At 40.3% G+C, this 15,219-nt stretch carries 16 protein-coding genes; 5 read left to right on the top strand and 11 right to left on the bottom strand.

Annotated features, from left to right (window positions below):
- Positions 1-74: 74 nt before the first annotated feature.
- From AAEO56_RS06110 to AAEO56_RS06080, 7 genes are all read right to left on the bottom strand, one after another.
- Entirely contained in the window at positions 75-752 is a 678-nt protein-coding gene (locus AAEO56_RS06110; RefSeq protein WP_341696149.1) for an anaerobic ribonucleoside-triphosphate reductase activating protein, read from the bottom strand.
- Positions 752-913 carry an anaerobic ribonucleoside-triphosphate reductase gene (nrdD, locus tag AAEO56_RS06105; protein ID WP_341696148.1) on the bottom strand — a complete coding sequence of 54 codons (162 nt, stop codon included), beginning with the start codon at positions 911-913 and terminating at the stop codon, positions 752-754. The genes AAEO56_RS06110 and nrdD overlap by 1 nt, the downstream gene beginning before the upstream one ends.
- Positions 894-3,014, bottom strand: coding sequence for a ribonucleoside triphosphate reductase (locus tag AAEO56_RS06100; protein WP_341696147.1), 2,121 nt, complete (start codon positions 3,012-3,014; stop codon positions 894-896). Before AAEO56_RS06100 ends, nrdD begins: the two co-directional genes overlap by 20 nt.
- Before the next feature lie 5 nt (positions 3,015-3,019).
- Entirely contained in the window at positions 3,020-3,742 is a 723-nt protein-coding gene (gene ric, locus AAEO56_RS06095) for an iron-sulfur cluster repair di-iron protein (RefSeq protein WP_341696146.1), read from the bottom strand.
- Positions 3,743-3,753: 11 nt separating this feature from the next.
- On the bottom strand, positions 3,754-5,256 hold the full coding sequence (gene nadB, locus AAEO56_RS06090) for an L-aspartate oxidase (protein WP_341696145.1): 1,503 nt from the start codon (positions 5,254-5,256) through the stop codon (positions 3,754-3,756).
- 12 nt (positions 5,257-5,268) lie between these two features.
- A complete protein-coding gene (gene nadA, locus AAEO56_RS06085) occupies positions 5,269-6,201 on the bottom strand; it encodes a quinolinate synthase NadA (protein ID WP_341696144.1) in 933 nt (310 codons plus the stop codon).
- A 181-nt stretch (positions 6,202-6,382) separates the two neighbouring features.
- Positions 6,383-6,817, bottom strand: a complete 435-nt coding sequence (locus AAEO56_RS06080) for an OsmC family protein (RefSeq protein WP_341696143.1) — start codon at positions 6,815-6,817, stop codon at positions 6,383-6,385.
- Positions 6,818-6,965: 148 nt separating this feature from the next.
- On the opposite strand from AAEO56_RS06080, the gene AAEO56_RS06075 reads away from it, so the two are divergent.
- Both AAEO56_RS06075 and AAEO56_RS06070 read left to right on the top strand, forming a co-directional pair.
- Positions 6,966-7,400 carry a c-type cytochrome gene (locus AAEO56_RS06075; RefSeq protein ID WP_341696142.1) on the top strand — a complete coding sequence of 145 codons (435 nt, stop codon included), beginning with the start codon at positions 6,966-6,968 and terminating at the stop codon, positions 7,398-7,400.
- Entirely contained in the window at positions 7,390-8,742 is a 1,353-nt protein-coding gene (locus tag AAEO56_RS06070) for a cbb3-type cytochrome c oxidase subunit I (protein ID WP_341696141.1), read from the top strand. Before AAEO56_RS06075 ends, AAEO56_RS06070 begins: the two co-directional genes overlap by 11 nt.
- Before the next feature lie 46 nt (positions 8,743-8,788).
- Here the strand turns inward: AAEO56_RS06070 and AAEO56_RS06065 are convergent, their stop codons facing one another.
- From AAEO56_RS06065 to AAEO56_RS06055, 3 genes are all read right to left on the bottom strand, one after another.
- On the bottom strand, positions 8,789-10,765 hold the full coding sequence (locus tag AAEO56_RS06065) for a TonB-copper family protein (RefSeq protein ID WP_341696140.1): 1,977 nt from the start codon (positions 10,763-10,765) through the stop codon (positions 8,789-8,791).
- 96 nt (positions 10,766-10,861) lie between these two features.
- On the bottom strand, positions 10,862-11,701 hold the full coding sequence (locus tag AAEO56_RS06060; RefSeq protein ID WP_341696139.1) for a hypothetical protein: 840 nt from the start codon (positions 11,699-11,701) through the stop codon (positions 10,862-10,864).
- A gap of 80 nt (positions 11,702-11,781) precedes the next feature.
- On the bottom strand, positions 11,782-12,150 hold the full coding sequence (locus AAEO56_RS06055; RefSeq protein ID WP_341696138.1) for a hypothetical protein: 369 nt from the start codon (positions 12,148-12,150) through the stop codon (positions 11,782-11,784).
- A gap of 124 nt (positions 12,151-12,274) precedes the next feature.
- Here AAEO56_RS06055 and AAEO56_RS06050 point away from each other — a divergent pair, with 124 nt between their 5' ends.
- From AAEO56_RS06050 to AAEO56_RS06040, 3 genes are all read left to right on the top strand, one after another.
- Positions 12,275-12,862 carry a Crp/Fnr family transcriptional regulator gene (locus AAEO56_RS06050; RefSeq protein ID WP_341696137.1) on the top strand — a complete coding sequence of 196 codons (588 nt, stop codon included), beginning with the start codon at positions 12,275-12,277 and terminating at the stop codon, positions 12,860-12,862.
- Positions 12,862-14,067: a hypothetical protein gene (locus tag AAEO56_RS06045; RefSeq protein ID WP_341696136.1), complete on the top strand. Its 1,206-nt coding sequence runs from the start codon at positions 12,862-12,864 to the stop codon at positions 14,065-14,067. Before AAEO56_RS06050 ends, AAEO56_RS06045 begins: the two co-directional genes overlap by 1 nt.
- Positions 14,068-14,160: 93 nt before the next feature.
- Positions 14,161-14,715, top strand: coding sequence for a fasciclin domain-containing protein (locus AAEO56_RS06040; protein ID WP_341696135.1), 555 nt, complete (start codon positions 14,161-14,163; stop codon positions 14,713-14,715).
- A 97-nt stretch (positions 14,716-14,812) separates the two neighbouring features.
- Here the strand turns inward: AAEO56_RS06040 and AAEO56_RS06035 are convergent, their stop codons facing one another.
- Complete coding sequence (locus AAEO56_RS06035) at positions 14,813-15,193, bottom strand: group III truncated hemoglobin (RefSeq protein ID WP_341696134.1); 381 nt, start codon at positions 15,191-15,193, stop codon at positions 14,813-14,815.
- Positions 15,194-15,219: the final 26 nt, after the last annotated feature.

Below are 15,219 nucleotides of genomic sequence, written 5' to 3'. Positions count from 1 at the left end.
AACAGCCCCATTAAAGCAGCTATGAGGAAATTTACGAGGCAGACAATAAGCCAGCTTTTTTTCATAATAAGAAATTATCCTCTAAAAATAACCTGAATAGTTGAGGAGTAAAAATCTTCGGCCTCTAAATTTTTTAATGAGGGTGATAAACCCGAGAGCGTGGGGGTGTCGTTTACAAAATGCTGTACATAGTACTTGCCCTTATAGCCTATCACTTCAAGGTAATTCACCATCTTGGCAAGGTCATTCTTCGTTATTAAGGAAGAGTGTACTGTAGTACGTACTTCAAACTTCATATTGTGCATCAGCAAAAGTGATAGTGTTTTTTCAAAATTGCCGAAAAGGTTACTCACTGTAACCGCTTTAAATGACTGTGGCAAAGCCTTGAAATCCAACGCCACATAATCAATGAGGTCCTGAGCAATTAAATTCCTCATCACTGCCGGGGTAGAGCCGTTAGTGTCGATTTTCACCATATATCCTCTTTTTTTAAGTTGAGTTATAAAGCCTGGCAATTGTTTATGAAGTGTACATTCTCCGCCGCTAAGCACAATACCATCCAGAAGTTTTCCGCGGCGGTCCAGGAATTTAAGGGCATCATCATAAGAGAGTTTGCCTTTGCCGGTAACAATATCGGGGTTGTAACAGTACAGGCACCGCATATTACAGCCTGCAAACCAAAATATGCAGGCTGTTTTATCCGGGTAATCCAGTAATGTAAAAGGTGTAATACTATATATTGGTAAAGCCACTATTTCTCTTCAAAATGCATTCTTTGCCTGTGCTCACCTTTTTTGCCAATATTAAAGCTTTCTACAGGCCTGTGGTAGCCCATTACCCTGGTATACACCAGGCACTTACTTCTTTTTCCTGAATTTGTTGCAAGGATTTCCTCACGTTGTTGTGTGTTCATACGGTTGTAATTTAAGGTTATCGTTTAGTATTGCATCATCACATTTAGGGCAGTATTCATGCTCACCGTTCAGGTATCCATGTACAGGGCAAACGCTAAATACAGGTGTAACTGTTATATACGGCAACTTAAAGTTGGTCAGCACTTTCTGTACAAACCTTTTGCAGGCTTCCGGGCTGCTTATTTTCTCTCTCATGTACAAGTGCAGCACGGTGCCTCCAGTATATTTGCACTGCAGGTCGTCCTGCAGAAACAATGCTTCATAAGGGTCGTCTGTATGGTCTACAGGTATTTGAGAGCTGTTGGTGTAGTAAATGTTTTCACCCTGTCCCGCCTGTATAATGTCGGCATATCGTTTCTTATCTTCTTTTGCAAACCGGTAAGTAGTCCCTTCGGCAGGTGTTGCCTCAAGGTTATAAAGGTTGCCTGTTTCTTCCTGGTACTCTTTCATACGCCCTCTGATGTGGTCAAGAATATCGGTTGCCAGGGTTATCCCGCTACTGCCCGTAATATCTTCTTTTCCGCCTGTAAAGTTCAGTATCATCTCGTTAATCCCATTTACCCCAATTGTAGAAAAATGGTTCCTGAAATGCGGGAGATATCTTTTAGTATAAGGAAACAATCCGCGCTCATACATTTCCTGTATAAATGCCCGTTTCTTTTCGAGGGTAGATCTTGCAACGTCCATAAAGTAATTCAGTTTCCCGTATAAGCCTTGAATATCCCCTTTGTACAGATACCCCAGCCTTGCCATATTTATGGTAACAACACCAATACTCCCGGTCATTTCGGCACTGCCAAAGAGGCCGTTGCCACGCTTTAGAAGCTCCCTAAGGTCGAGCTGGAGCCGGCAGCACATGCTCCGCACCGCGTTAGGCTTGTATGCCAGGGGATTCTCTGTGCGGTTGCCATCTTCATCTCTGACATACTGGCTTCCTATAAAGTTTTGGAAATATGATGAACCTATCTTAGCAGTATTTTCAAAAAGCAAATCTACATTTTCACCCTCCCAGTCAAAATCTTCGGTAATGTTTACAGTAGGTATCGGGAATGTAAAAGGCTGCCCGTTAGCATCACCTTCGGTCATTATAGTATAGTATGCCTTATTTATCAGGTTCATTTCTTCCTGGAAATGCTCATACCTAAGGTCCACAAGTTTTTCCGCACCCCTTTGCATGGCCTCTGCCAGTAGCCCATCATCATCAAGGCCGGTAAACAAATGCAGGTCTTGCCGGGTAGGTATCTGCTCTTTTAGGTCGGCTGGTACCATCCAGTCCAGGGTAATATTTGTAAAAGGCGACTGGCCCCAGCGGGCGGGCACATTAAGGTTGTACACAAAACTCCTTACAGCTTTTACAATTTCGACATAATCCAGCTTGTCTTTAAAAACATAAGGGGCGAGGTAGGTGTCAAAAGAACTGAAAGCCTGCGCACCTGCCCACTCACTCTGGAGAATACCGAGAAAATTAGCCATTTGTCCCAAGGCTTCCCTAAAGTGGGAAGGAGGCCTGCTTTCTACCCTGCCCCTTACGCCATTAAAGCCATCATTAAGCAGTGCCCGCAGGCTCCAGCCTGCACAATAGCCTGTTAAACAGTCAAGATCATGTATATGAATATCGCCGTTGCGGTGTGTGTAGCCTTCCTCTTTAGAATAAATTTTGTCGAGCCAGTAGTTTGCTATTATTTTACCTGCCGTGTTGTTAACCAACCCGGCATTTGAGTAAGAAGTGTTGGCATTGGCATTTATACGCCAGTCGGTCTGGTTTATATACTCCTCAATGGTTTGTGTGCTGTCTACATAAGTTGTATCGTCATTAAGCCCATTAACATGTTCACGCTGCAGCTTTCGTGTGTGGCGATACAGCATGAACGAGCGCATTACATTAAAATGATTTTTGTTGTATAATGCTTTTTCAATAATGTCCTGTATCTCTTCAACAGCCCATGTGTGCTTTTGTTCAAGATTTTGCAGCACCGTAGAAAAAACAGAGCCGTCAGCCGCAATGCTTACACTGTCAAAAGCTTTATTAATTGCTTCTTCAATTTTAAAGCTTTCAAAAGGCTTGTAGCTACCGTTACGCTTAATCACATATTTTTCCATAACGTTTAGTTTTCCAATTCTTTCTCCATTGCTATAGCCCTTGGAAATAAAATGTTGTTCTCTAAGTGTATGTGTGTGTGCAGGTCCTGCTCAAATTCCTGTAGCATGGCAAAGGTTACTTTGTATGTACTGCAGGCATCAGCCGGGGCATTATAATTATCTGTAAGCTGCGCGATTGCTTCAAAGCGCTCACCTTCTGTAGTGTGCTCATCTTTCATCATTGCAACAGGATTTTCAACTGTACCAAAGTGTGGCATCTCTATAGGCTCTCCGGTCTGCTTTGCCTTCAGCATCTTTTTAATGAACGGGAAAAGTATCAATTCTTCTTTCTTCATGTGTGCTGCAAGATCTTGTGCGGATTGGAGGAATAACTCATTGATCCTGAAAAGTTCAGGGTGCCTCTCACCGTGTACCTTACAAAGCTTATTTAAGTACTGTAAAAGTACAGGTGTTTTCTCTTCTATGTACCTGTGGTGCTTTTTCTCGATGTAGTCTATAAGCAAGTCAGACGGCCATGATAAATAATCGGTTGTGCCTGCCGAAGCATTAGCTACGTTACTTAATTCTTCAGTAAGCTGCTCTACGGTAATATTTTTCTTTTCGCAGGCTTCTTCAAGTGTCCTGTTCCCCTTACAGCAAAAGTCTATACCATATTTAGAAAATACCGATGCTGTCCTGAAATCTTCGGCAACAATTTCGCCTATTGTAATTTTTGTATCTACTGTCATCTCTATAATTTTTAAAATGTTATTAAATTGTTTTTTTTTGAATGTTCTATAATTAAAGTTGCTACTGTGAGCATATTTATAAGTTCAATTATCGGCACAGTTAGATCGTCATTGTTGTACAGGCTGGAGGTAGTATATTTTAAGTCTTTTAACCTGGCTAATGCTGTATTGCTGCTGTCGTTATCAGCATTATAGGAGGCCATTATTTCCTGCAGTTCTTTTTTTATGGCATTTATTTTCCTGTTGTCTGCCTTTAAAAGCCCATTATGGTATTTGCGTATGTAAACCTTTGCCGAAAACGACATGTCGTCTATTGTACTGCAAATTTTTTCCGCAGCCTGGTGTGCATAAACTACAGCCTCCAGCAGCGAGTTAGATGCCAGCCTGTTGGAGCCGTGCAAGCCGGTTTTTGCACATTCGCCTATAGCATATAATCCGGTTACTCTAGTTTGCCCGTGCTTGTTAACTGTGACGCCCCCGCACTGGTAGTGGGCTACCGGTACAATAGGCAAAAGCGATGTAAACGGATCCATTCCTTTACCCGTACAATAAGACAATATTGCCGGGAAATGTGTTTTAAATGCGTGTCGGTCAATATGCCGGCAGTCAAGATATACATGCTGCCGGCAGCTTTTTTGCAATTCAGTTCCAATCGCTTTTGAAACGATATCCCGAGTGGCAAGCTCACCTCTTACATCATATTGAAAAAGGAAACGCTTGCCCTCATCATTAACCACATGTGCGCCAGATCCGCGTAAGGCCTCCGTAAGAAGGAAGTAAGGATTTTTTCCGGGTTCATAAAGCGCCGTAGGATGAAATTGGATGTATTGCATGTCTTCTACCAGTGCATTTGCCCTGTAGGCAATAGCTACACCATCACCTGTGGCTATGTGCGAATTTGTAGTGTTCCTGAATACCTGCCCGCACCCGCCGGTGCTAAGCACTGTTTCTTTTGCGCGGATGTATCTTATTATGTTGGTGTCATCAAAATAAAAGGCACCAATACATTTCTTGTCACTGTTATCTTTTTCAACAACAAGGTCAATTACAAAGTGTTTTTCAAGCAGGGTTATATTGCTTAGTTTATGCACGGCATTTAGCAATGCGCTCTCAATCTCAAGTCCCGTTATATCGCCATGATGCAATATCCTGTGTGCCGTGTGGCCACCTTCAAGAGCCAGGTCCCACTGATTATTATTCATGTCAAATTTTACCCCAAGCTCTACCAGTTCCTGCAGTCTGTCGGGTGCCTGATGCACCACCATTCGCACAACCTCTTGGTCACAAAACCCTCCCCCTGCCTGCAAAGTATCCTGTACATGGCGGTTAAAACTATCGTTGAGCCTATCCATAACAGCGGCAATACCTCCCTGTGCATACCTGGTGTTCGTTACTTCTGCTGTATCCTTTGTCATTATGGTAATATGCAGGTCAGCTCTTTTCATTGCGGTTTTAATGGCAAATGATAGGCCTGCAATCCCTGTCCCTATAACTAATATATCCGTTTTAACCATATATCTAAAAAATTATGAGAGTTCAAGCATTCGTTGTATCGGGACTAAGGCTTTTAAACGGGTCTCTTCACTTACCTTTATTTCCGGATACCCATATTTCATGCAACGGTACAATTTCTCAAGTGTATTTAGTTTCATAAAAGCACATTCGCTACACGCACAGGTATTATCTTCATAAGCAGGTGCCGGTATAAGCGTTTTGCCGGGTGCATCTTGTGCCAGTTTGTGAAGTATTCCTGCCTCTGTGGCCACAATAAAGATTTCGGCATCACTGCTCACGATGTAATTAAGCATGCCCGATGTAGATCCTATATAATGTGCTACCTTTAATATCTGGGTTTCAGATTCGGGGTGTGCTACAATTTTTGCTTTCGGATATTCTTTATATAGTGCAATAAGCTTATCGAGTGAAAAAGCCTCGTGAACTATGCATGAACCGTCCCACAGGACGAGATCCCGATTTGTTTCGTTTTGAAGATATTTGCCAAGGTTCCTGTCCGGGGCAAATAAAATCGGCTGGTCTTGAGGAAACGATTCTATTATTTTTTTTGCGTTTGATGATGTGCAAACAACATCGCTCAGGGTTTTTATATCGGCGCTGCAATTTATATAGGTGACTACTTTATGTCCCGGGTACTGTGCTTTCCATTTTATAAAATCTTCTGCTTTGCAGCCATCGGCCAGGGAGCAGCCTGCATTTAAATCGGGCAAAACAACCGTTTTTTCAGGATTTAAGATTTTAGCTGTTTCTGCCATAAAATGTACTCCTGCAAAAACGATCATATCTGCGCTGGTGGCCGCCGCTTTTTTAGAAAGCTCCAGGCTGTCGCCTACAAAATCTGCAATATCCTGGATGTCTTTTTCCTGATAATAATGCGCGAGTATTACAGCATTTTTTTCCTTTCTTAATCTGTTTATTTCCTGAATTAATATATCTTTTTCCATATTTTAGGTAATATCCTGCTTAATCCAGCCCCTGCATTTATAATTATTGCATCAGTAAAATTAGCTTGCTGCATCCTCTTAGTTTATGACCTTAATCATATGGGCAAAATAAATAAATAAAAAAACGCAGTTACTTTCATAACTGCGCCAGGCAAGGGTTTAGTAAGATGTGCTTTATGGTTCACTGCACTAGTACCGTATAGTGCGGGATGATTTCTGTTTTGACTGAATTAGAAATAAGGCATGCAGCTTCTGCTTTTTGCATAACACGCTCTGCCTTGCTTCGCCCTTCTTCGGAAGCAATGGTAACAACAGGTTTTAAGTTAATTTGTGTCATTAAGTACTTGTTGTCTACCTTTTCCAGAACCCCTTCGGCAGTGCAACTAAAAGCTTTAAATTCCATTTTTGAGTGTTCGGCTATAGCAAGGAAAGTTGTCATATAACAACTCACTATAGCGCCTGTAAATAAATGTTCGGGTGACCAGATTCCCGCAATGCCTTTATCAAATTCAGGTGGGGTTGCAACCATCATAGATGTTGGAAGTTCAGGTGAGGCAAGTGTGCCTTTTCTTTCCCCTTCCCATTGCAATGATATGTTATAGCTGTGTCTTTTCATGATTTTTTATTGTATGTTTCCTTTCGTGATAAGCTCTGTATACTATTGAGCTACAAATTTGATACATCCTTTTTGGTTAAAACATGACTATAGTCATAATAAACACGGTGAATATAAATTTATGTTTGCTGGTAAAAAACCAGTCGTCATGTTGGAGGGGAATAAGAGGATCTATATGTTTTGCGTTGCAGTGTTGTTTTCAATATTTGGCTTCTATAACTATACCATTTACAGTGGCAGTACAACTGCTTCGGGCCCTCCATTTAGTGATAAGGCCCTGAGTGGGCAGGAGCTTTGGCAAAGCAATAACTGCTTTTCGTGCCATCAGCTTTATGGGTTGGGCGGGTATATGGGGCCTGACCTTACCAATATTTGTTCAGAAAAAGGAAAAGATGAAAAATATATTAAGTTGATGCTTAACAGCGGTATAAAAACCATGCCCCTGTTTAATTTTACAGAAGATGAGAAGGATGCTATAGTCTGCTTTCTGAAAGAAGTAGATGCTACAGGCTATTACCCTAATTACAAAGCTGTTATACACACTAACGGATGGGTAGAAATAGATATTAAAGATGAAAAATAAAGTTTCAATATTGTTTTTAGCTACCGCTTTGCTGGCATTATTATGCGGAATGCTATGTGGAATACTGGCCGGGCTGCAGTATGTAATTCCTGGCTTTATAAAAGAGATAATGCCATTTAACAACCTGCGGCCTATGCATGTAACCAGCGTTATAAGCTGGATAGTGTTGGCTGCTACGGGTGGCATTTACTACTATATGTCAGAGATAGAGGGCCAGGAACTGTTCTCTAAACTACTTGTAAAAGCACACTTCTTTATTTTTATAGTTACAGGCTGCCTTATATATTATAGCTATTACACAAAAACCTATGGGGGCAAAGAATACCTTGAATTTCCGCCATACCTTATCTTACCGGTTATAGCGGGGTGGATACTATTTGGCATCAGCTACTTTAAGACCTTGAGCGGAAAAGCAAAGAGCTGGCCTGTATACTTCTGGATGTGGGGCACAGGTATTGTTTTAATGGCTTACCACCTTAGTGAGGCCTATTTATGGCTGCACCCTTCTGTTGGTCCTGATTTTATTAAAGCTTTGGCTATTCAATGGAAAGCAGGTGGTTCGTTTGTAGGCTCATGGAACATGCTTGTATATGGCACTGCTATTTTCCTGATGGCAAAAATTAAAGGGGATGACAGCATTGGCCGTAACAGGATTGCTTTCTTCTTTTATTTTCTGGGGCTTACTAACCTGATGTTCGGCTGGGCACATCATATTTATATAGTACCCACATCGCCATGGCTAAGGTATTCTGCTTATATAATAAGCATGACAGAATGGATAATATTAGGGAGTATGATCTATCAATGGCGAAAATCGCTCCCCGTTGAATTAAAGATCAAAAATCTTATGCCTTACCGGTTTTTAATGGCTGCAGATGTCTGGATATTCCTTAACCTCATATTGGCATTATTGTTTTCTATACCTGCCATTAATTTCTTTACACATGGCACCCATACTACTGTGGCGCATTCTATGGGCACAACCATAGGGATCAATACCACAATTCTTATGGCCTCTTTACTGTATATAACAAAACAGGTTTATCCTGCTGTGCAAAACAAATTAACCGTTGCCGGCTTTAAGATATTTAATGTATCGCTGCTTTTATTCTGGATAAGCCTGCTTGTGGCAGGAGTTAAAAAGAGCATTTGGCAATATTTTGAACAGACAATTTCATTTGGCGCTATGCAGGACCAGCTTTACTGGGTATATATTGCATTCCTTATTTTTGGTGTAGGTATTTTCTCAGGACTATCCTTAATTGCTTATCAGCTTATGAAAGCTTTTATATTCATTATCTTTAAAAGTAAACCTCAAAAAGTACCTGATGTTGCCCTTTAGGAGACACCGGTTGTTTTACCTAACATTATATGGTTAAGAAGGCGCTTTAGTTATAAAATATTACGTTTATAAAGAAATTCCTTCCGGGCCGGGGAATATTATTCCAATCACCAAATGTGGAATAGTAAGCGTCAAAAATATTTTCTAACCCTGTTCTTGCCTGTATTTTATATTTTCCCGCATAAAAAAGATAGCCTGCATTGTAGTTTACAATTGCAAATGATGCTGTACCGTCTTCACCATATTCGGCAGCATAGTTGCTTTGCTGTGCATTTCCATATAACACCAGTTCGCTGCTAAACGATTTATGCCTATAAGCAATAGATGTTGTATACCTGAAGGGGCTTATAAAGGGGAGGTTGTGGTTGTTATTATCTCTACCCAGGCTATATGCCAGTTGGGTTTGCCAGTTAAAATGTTCACTTATTTTATATTCCGTATCAAGAGCTGTATTAAATATTGATGCGTATGGCAATGCAGTATAGATCTTAATGCCGTCAGCGCCTAATGTCATTGGTAAAAGAGCGGTATCGGGTTTGCCTATTATGTAATCCTTAATATGGAAATAGGAAGCAGAAAGTTTCATTGTGCCCTTTTCTTTTCTGTAGGCTACAGCAACATTACCTTCAAGCGATTTTTCGTTACTTAAACCAGGATTCCCTACATAATCATAATTATCAAAGCTATTAAACAGGTAAAAGCCATAACCTTCAGAAACTGATGGCGCCCGCTCACCATAACCTGCACCTACGGTAATTTCGACATCTTTTTTATGGGTGTAAGATATTGCTATGCTTTTTAGCAGCCTGCTCTTTGTTTTTTCTGCATCACGATAGAAAATCTGCATGCTTTCCAATCCTGACTGGCTTTGCACAGTGTTAGAATGCAGCCCGGCACTTGCTGTCAGCTTTAAGAAAGAATGGCAGTTAAACTCGTAGTTGTCCTCAAGATAAAGGCCATTGAAAAAAGTCCGTACATCTGGCCAGGTTAACATAAACATGCTGTTTTCATCAGGGTTGGAAGGATACATTGTCATCTCTGCATACGACCTGTTATAATATGAATTGTAATTGACTTTGAACGAATGCTTACCAAAACTACCCATCAGCGCCGAGTATCCGCCATAGGTTTGTGTTTCTCCGGGCATATCCATATGCATGGGCACAAAGGGGCGCTTAGTGTCGTCCATAATGTGTGTGACGGAGTTATAGTAAAGCTTGGTTTCCCATGTTTTCAGCGCGCTATTAACAGGTTTTACTTCAAGTTTTGCAGATGTTATTAGTGCTTCTGCAAGAGATACATCCATAGGCAATGCAGGATAGCCTACATCGTTTGCTTTATCGTAAATTGCAGAGGCTTCCAGTATTTTATTAATGCCCAGCCGGAAACCTGCAGTACCCGACAGGTTTAATTTCCTGAATTGTGAGAATAGTACTTGATTGTTATTACCGGCCTTGTAATTGCCGGCATCCCGATATATAATATCAGTGTCGGCATAAAACGAGCTCTCGGCATAACTAATGGCAGCACCCGCAATTTTTTGGTTGTTTACTGATTCATAGCCGGTGTTCAGCATGGTTTTCCATCCGGGATTTGTAAAGTAGTTACGGTTCCTTTTAAGGTCTACCGAGCCGCCTATAGTAGCGCCATAACCGCTGCCATGCTGGCCGGAGGTAATTGTGGCTTCGGAGAGATTAGAAACTTCTACATAAGATGTTACAGGATCCATTTTATCAGTACACGCACCAAATATGTGCATGCCTTCTATCGTTACCAGGGTGCGTTCCGTTGCCATGCTGTTTAGCACGGGCTCCCATGCATACCCCCCACGTTTTATCATTGTAATATTTCCTGATTGCTGTAGGTAGTCGTCTATTGTGGTAAGAGGTTTGGCCTGTTTAAGGTTAAGGTCTTTTTTCCTGCCTATTACTATAACTTCTTCCAGTACTTGTATCGAATCTTTTTCCTGTGCATAAGAAAAGGTAATGCACAGTATTGCTAAATGAAAAATAAGCTTTTTCATATTTTTTTATTTTGAAGTGTTTTAACAACACATAGTTATAGAGGCCGGGTTTTAATGAGATAGCCCCCGGCCATATAGAGATTAGTTGAATACGATTTAAAATTCTATTTCAAAGAAAATACTGCTTTCAGGAACAGTTTCGGTAACCGGCTCACCTTTTACAACCACATTTTCAGTATTTAAAAGCTGCAGGTTAATTTTCCAGTAGCCGCTCATTGTTAGCGACAATTTTCCATTATACAATCCATCAGCGGCCTGTGTAAGATCTACATTATTAGGAGAGCCATGGTTCCCCATACTTGGCATTCGGGGGTCAATTTTTATTGTATAGCCATCGACTGCAGGATAGCTCACCATCGACTCCATTTTGAACAATCCGGCAGTAACGTTATTGACCGCGACCCTGGGGGCTATGGGCTCAATCAGTGCAATAACATATTTACTGCCGTCTGTTCCTGTAAATGAAGCTACTCTTCTTTTGGAAGAAGCGGGAACATTTATTGTTTCGCTAACAGAATAATCATTTCCATTTAAGGTGTAATTAACCTGTAATGTCCAGTACTCTATATCGTTTTGTGCCATCTGGAATACTATATAGCCATTGTATAGAGTTTCTTTGCCGGGCGTTTTTGCTATGCCTGAGAAAGGGCAGGAATGCTGCATTGAAGCCATGTGCATAACCGGCATCCAGGACACTGTTGCATCTGTTTCATAAGTTCCTGTTGTTTTGTCTTTTATTCTTAGCGAAACGGCATTATAACCTTGCTGTAATGTCCCGGTAGGGGTGTAAAGTTCTACTATATGTGTGTCGTTAGGCATTTCCTGTACAAGTGTAAGGCCCTGCAGCTCGTTGATGGTAACAGTTTCAGGCTCATCAGAAGAACATGAAGAGAAAAAAGCGATTATTATAAGAGATAAATATTTTAAAGTTTTCATTGTATTGATTTTAAGTGATGATAATAAGAGTCCGCTCCGGCTGTAAACCGAAATAAAAGACACTAGAAAGTTGATTTAAACTAATACAATAGCGGAGGGTGAAAAATGCTGTTGCTGTTTTTATAGCTATAAAAATTGGTATAACTGTCCTGTATATCTACTATAAAAGCGGCATCTCTTGGAAATACAAATTCTTCAATGGTATGTAAATATAGAATTTCCTGTTCAGCTACTTTTATCCTGCGCCCGGGGTTGGTGCTTTCGGTATCAGCAGAGGCTTTTGCAAGTTCCTTTTTAAGTTGGCACTTACCGTTACATTTCAGGCTGGTGTTGCCTTTGTTTTCACAAAGTTCTTTCACAATATAATCATAGTTTACAAAATACCCTGCTACCGGAATAACAGGCCTTAAGAGGATGATAAGGGCAATTATGATCATAAACTTATTCATACCGCAAAGTTATATCATGGAGTACAGTTTATTTATGACCGCGGTCATGTTTTATGTATATATATACAGCTAACTTTGTAAGACGAAAATAATGAGGGTTTGAAGGCCCTAAAGTTTTACTGTCATGCTAATAGATCTTGATTTACTGTACACTTGGGGAGCCGTTGCCAAGGAATATAAAAAAGGTGAAATTATTTTTGAGGAAGAAGGGATAGCTAATTTCTACTACCAGATCATAGACGGCTGCGTTAAAATGTTCAATACAAATGATAAGGGAAAAGAGTTTACCCAAGGCTACTTTTTTAACGGCCAGAGTTTTGGAGAACCCCCACTTTTTATAGACGAGCGTTATCCGTCTACCGCGATGGCTTTTCACGATACTACAATAATCAAGCTTTCTAAAGATAAACTCATAAGGATACTGGATGAGTATCCTTCCATACAAAAACAGTTTTTAAACCTGATGGCACGCAGGATATATTCTAAAGCCAAAACATCTAAAGATATTATTAACCAGAATCCTGCTTTCCGCATCATTGCTTTTTTTAATACCAGCAAGAAAAATAAGGAAGGCGAGAAAGAATTAATCACGTATACCCGGCAGGAAATAGCAAATTTTACAGGATTGCGGGTAGAAACCGTAATCAGGGCGCTTTCCAGGATGAATACTGAAAAAAAGATTGAGATTAAGAACCATAAAATCTACTATTGATGAAGGCAGGTCTACAGTTTTGGTTCAAATTTTCGCTGCTCAATTTATTAGTTGTTGCCATTATAGGGTTATTGATGCGGTATAAAATAGGGTTTGAATTTCCTTACCTGAACCAAAAGAACCTGCAGTTTTCCCATTATCATTTTGCGTTCTACGGCTGGATAAGCCACACCCTTATGGTGCTTATGGTTCATTGTCTTCTAATGTCTGACGGGAGCTTAAATGTGAGAAAATTCGGCCCTGTATTCATAACTAACCTTATTGCCTCTTATGGCATGCTTCTTTCATTCATTGCCTTTGGTTATGGCGTTACCGCAGTTGTTTTTTCAGTAATAGCCATTGCTGCCTCCTTTTGGTTTTCAATCCTATATATAAAAGAGCTAAAACGAGCTGTTATCAATACAATAGCATCAAAATGGTTTAAAGCAGCACTATTATTCAATGTAATTTCTGCTGCGGGAGTTTTTGCTTTGGCATATATGATGCTTACAAAGAACGTGCATCAAAATGAATACCTTGTCTCCGTTTATTACTTCTTGCACTTCCAATATAATGGATGGTTTTTCTTTGCCTGTATGGGTTTGTTTATGAATTATATAAATGCTCAAGGACAAGCTTATGTAGTAGCTTACAGGCTCTTTTTTGTTTCCTGCATTCCTGCATATTTTCTCTCTGTTCTATGGCTCGACCTTCCGCTGTGGCTCTATGTTATCGTAATGCTGTCTGCTCTTGCTCAATTATGGGCATGGCTTTTAATTATTAAGCAGGTGCTCAGGGCAAATCACATAATTCGTAACAGCCTGCCTTTTATACTGCAATATATTTTGCTTTTTGTAGGCACTGCTTTGAGTATTAAGCTCCTGTTGCAGCTGGGGTCTACAATACCGGTAATAAGTAAGCTCGCTTTTGGGTTCAGGCCTGTAGTTATCGCGTACCTCCATCTGGTATTGCTAGCGATAATTACACTCTTTCTGCTGTACTACATGTATGCTGTCAATATACTTACCACATCCAGAAAAGTTCTATTAGGCCTTTTACTGTTTTCCGTGGGCGTTCTGCTAAATGAAGTAATACTGGCGGTGCAGGGTGTAGCGGCCTTTACTTATACTATTGTTCCACTTGTAAATGAGGCTCTTTTTATAGCGGCTTTAATACTGGTTTCAGGCATTGGGATCCTTTATTTATACACTATAAAAAAAGGTTGAAAATTTGTGTATGTATGATTACACTCATAAAGTTATAGGATTCAAGTTAAGTACTTTGTACTATAATCCTAACAATCTAATTATCCCGTAACTATGAAAAAAGTAATTAAACCATTATTATTAGCAGCGCTTATGGCTTCTTTCGGATGCCAACAGACAAGTACTGAAAAAACAGAGGCTGCTTCTGAGACTGAAGCTACCCAAAGTGTGGGCCAATCAGGCGTGCTGGATGAAACTTCTAAACCCAATGTAGTCCAGACGGCGATAAGCAGTAAAGACCACACTACGCTGGTTGCCGCTGTAAAAGCTGCAGGACTTGTTGATGCGTTAAGCAACGCAGGTCCATTTACAGTGTTTGCACCTACAAACGCTGCCTTTGATAAACTTCCCGCAGGCACGGTAGAGGGCCTTTTAAAGCCGGAGAAGATAGATGATTTAAAAAATGTATTAGAGTATCATACCTATGTAGGCGTTCTTAAAACAGATTACATGCAGGATGGGCAGGAATTTGAGATGGTGTCATCCGGGAAAGTGAAAATAACCCGGGAGGGTGAAAAAGTTTTTGTAAACGGTTCTGAAATAGTAGCCTCAATAGAAACTTCAAACGGTATAATACATGTTGTGGGAGATGTACTTCTCCCTAAATAGAAATTAGTTGATTGTTAATTCAGAAAAGCGTAAACTCTTAGGAGTTTACGCTTTTTGTCTATCTGACATTGGGCGACTATACAAATATCCCTGATGGCTAATCGATAGGGGTGAGGGTTTTATACATCATTACCGCAGCTATATTTGTTGCCCTGCTTTTTATCTCTTCTGCCTTTACCCCTTCAAACATGCTGTCTACGGTTTCATTGAACAAGTGGTTCCAGTGATTAAAATGCTCTTTTGTCATGGTGTTTTTGCTGTGCAGTTCCCTGTGAACAATCATGGGGCTGCCACTATAATTACCGGTGTAAAATAAAATGTTTTCCCAAAAGTTATACATCTTTGGCAAGTGCTCACCCCAATTAACCCTGGCGACATCATTAAAAAGGTAACCAATAACATCATCATTCTTTACCTTATCATAGAAGGCATTCACTAAGTGTTCAATATCTTTCCTGTCCTTTATATCCTTTTTCATGATAATTATTATTAATGGTACATTAT

Source organism: Flavobacterium arundinis (assembly GCF_038289855.1).
Classification (GTDB): Bacteria; Bacteroidota; Bacteroidia; order Flavobacteriales; family Flavobacteriaceae; genus Flavobacterium; species Flavobacterium arundinis.
Note: the sequence above shows the minus strand (reverse complement) of the source record. Positions and strands in the feature narration are given on the sequence as shown.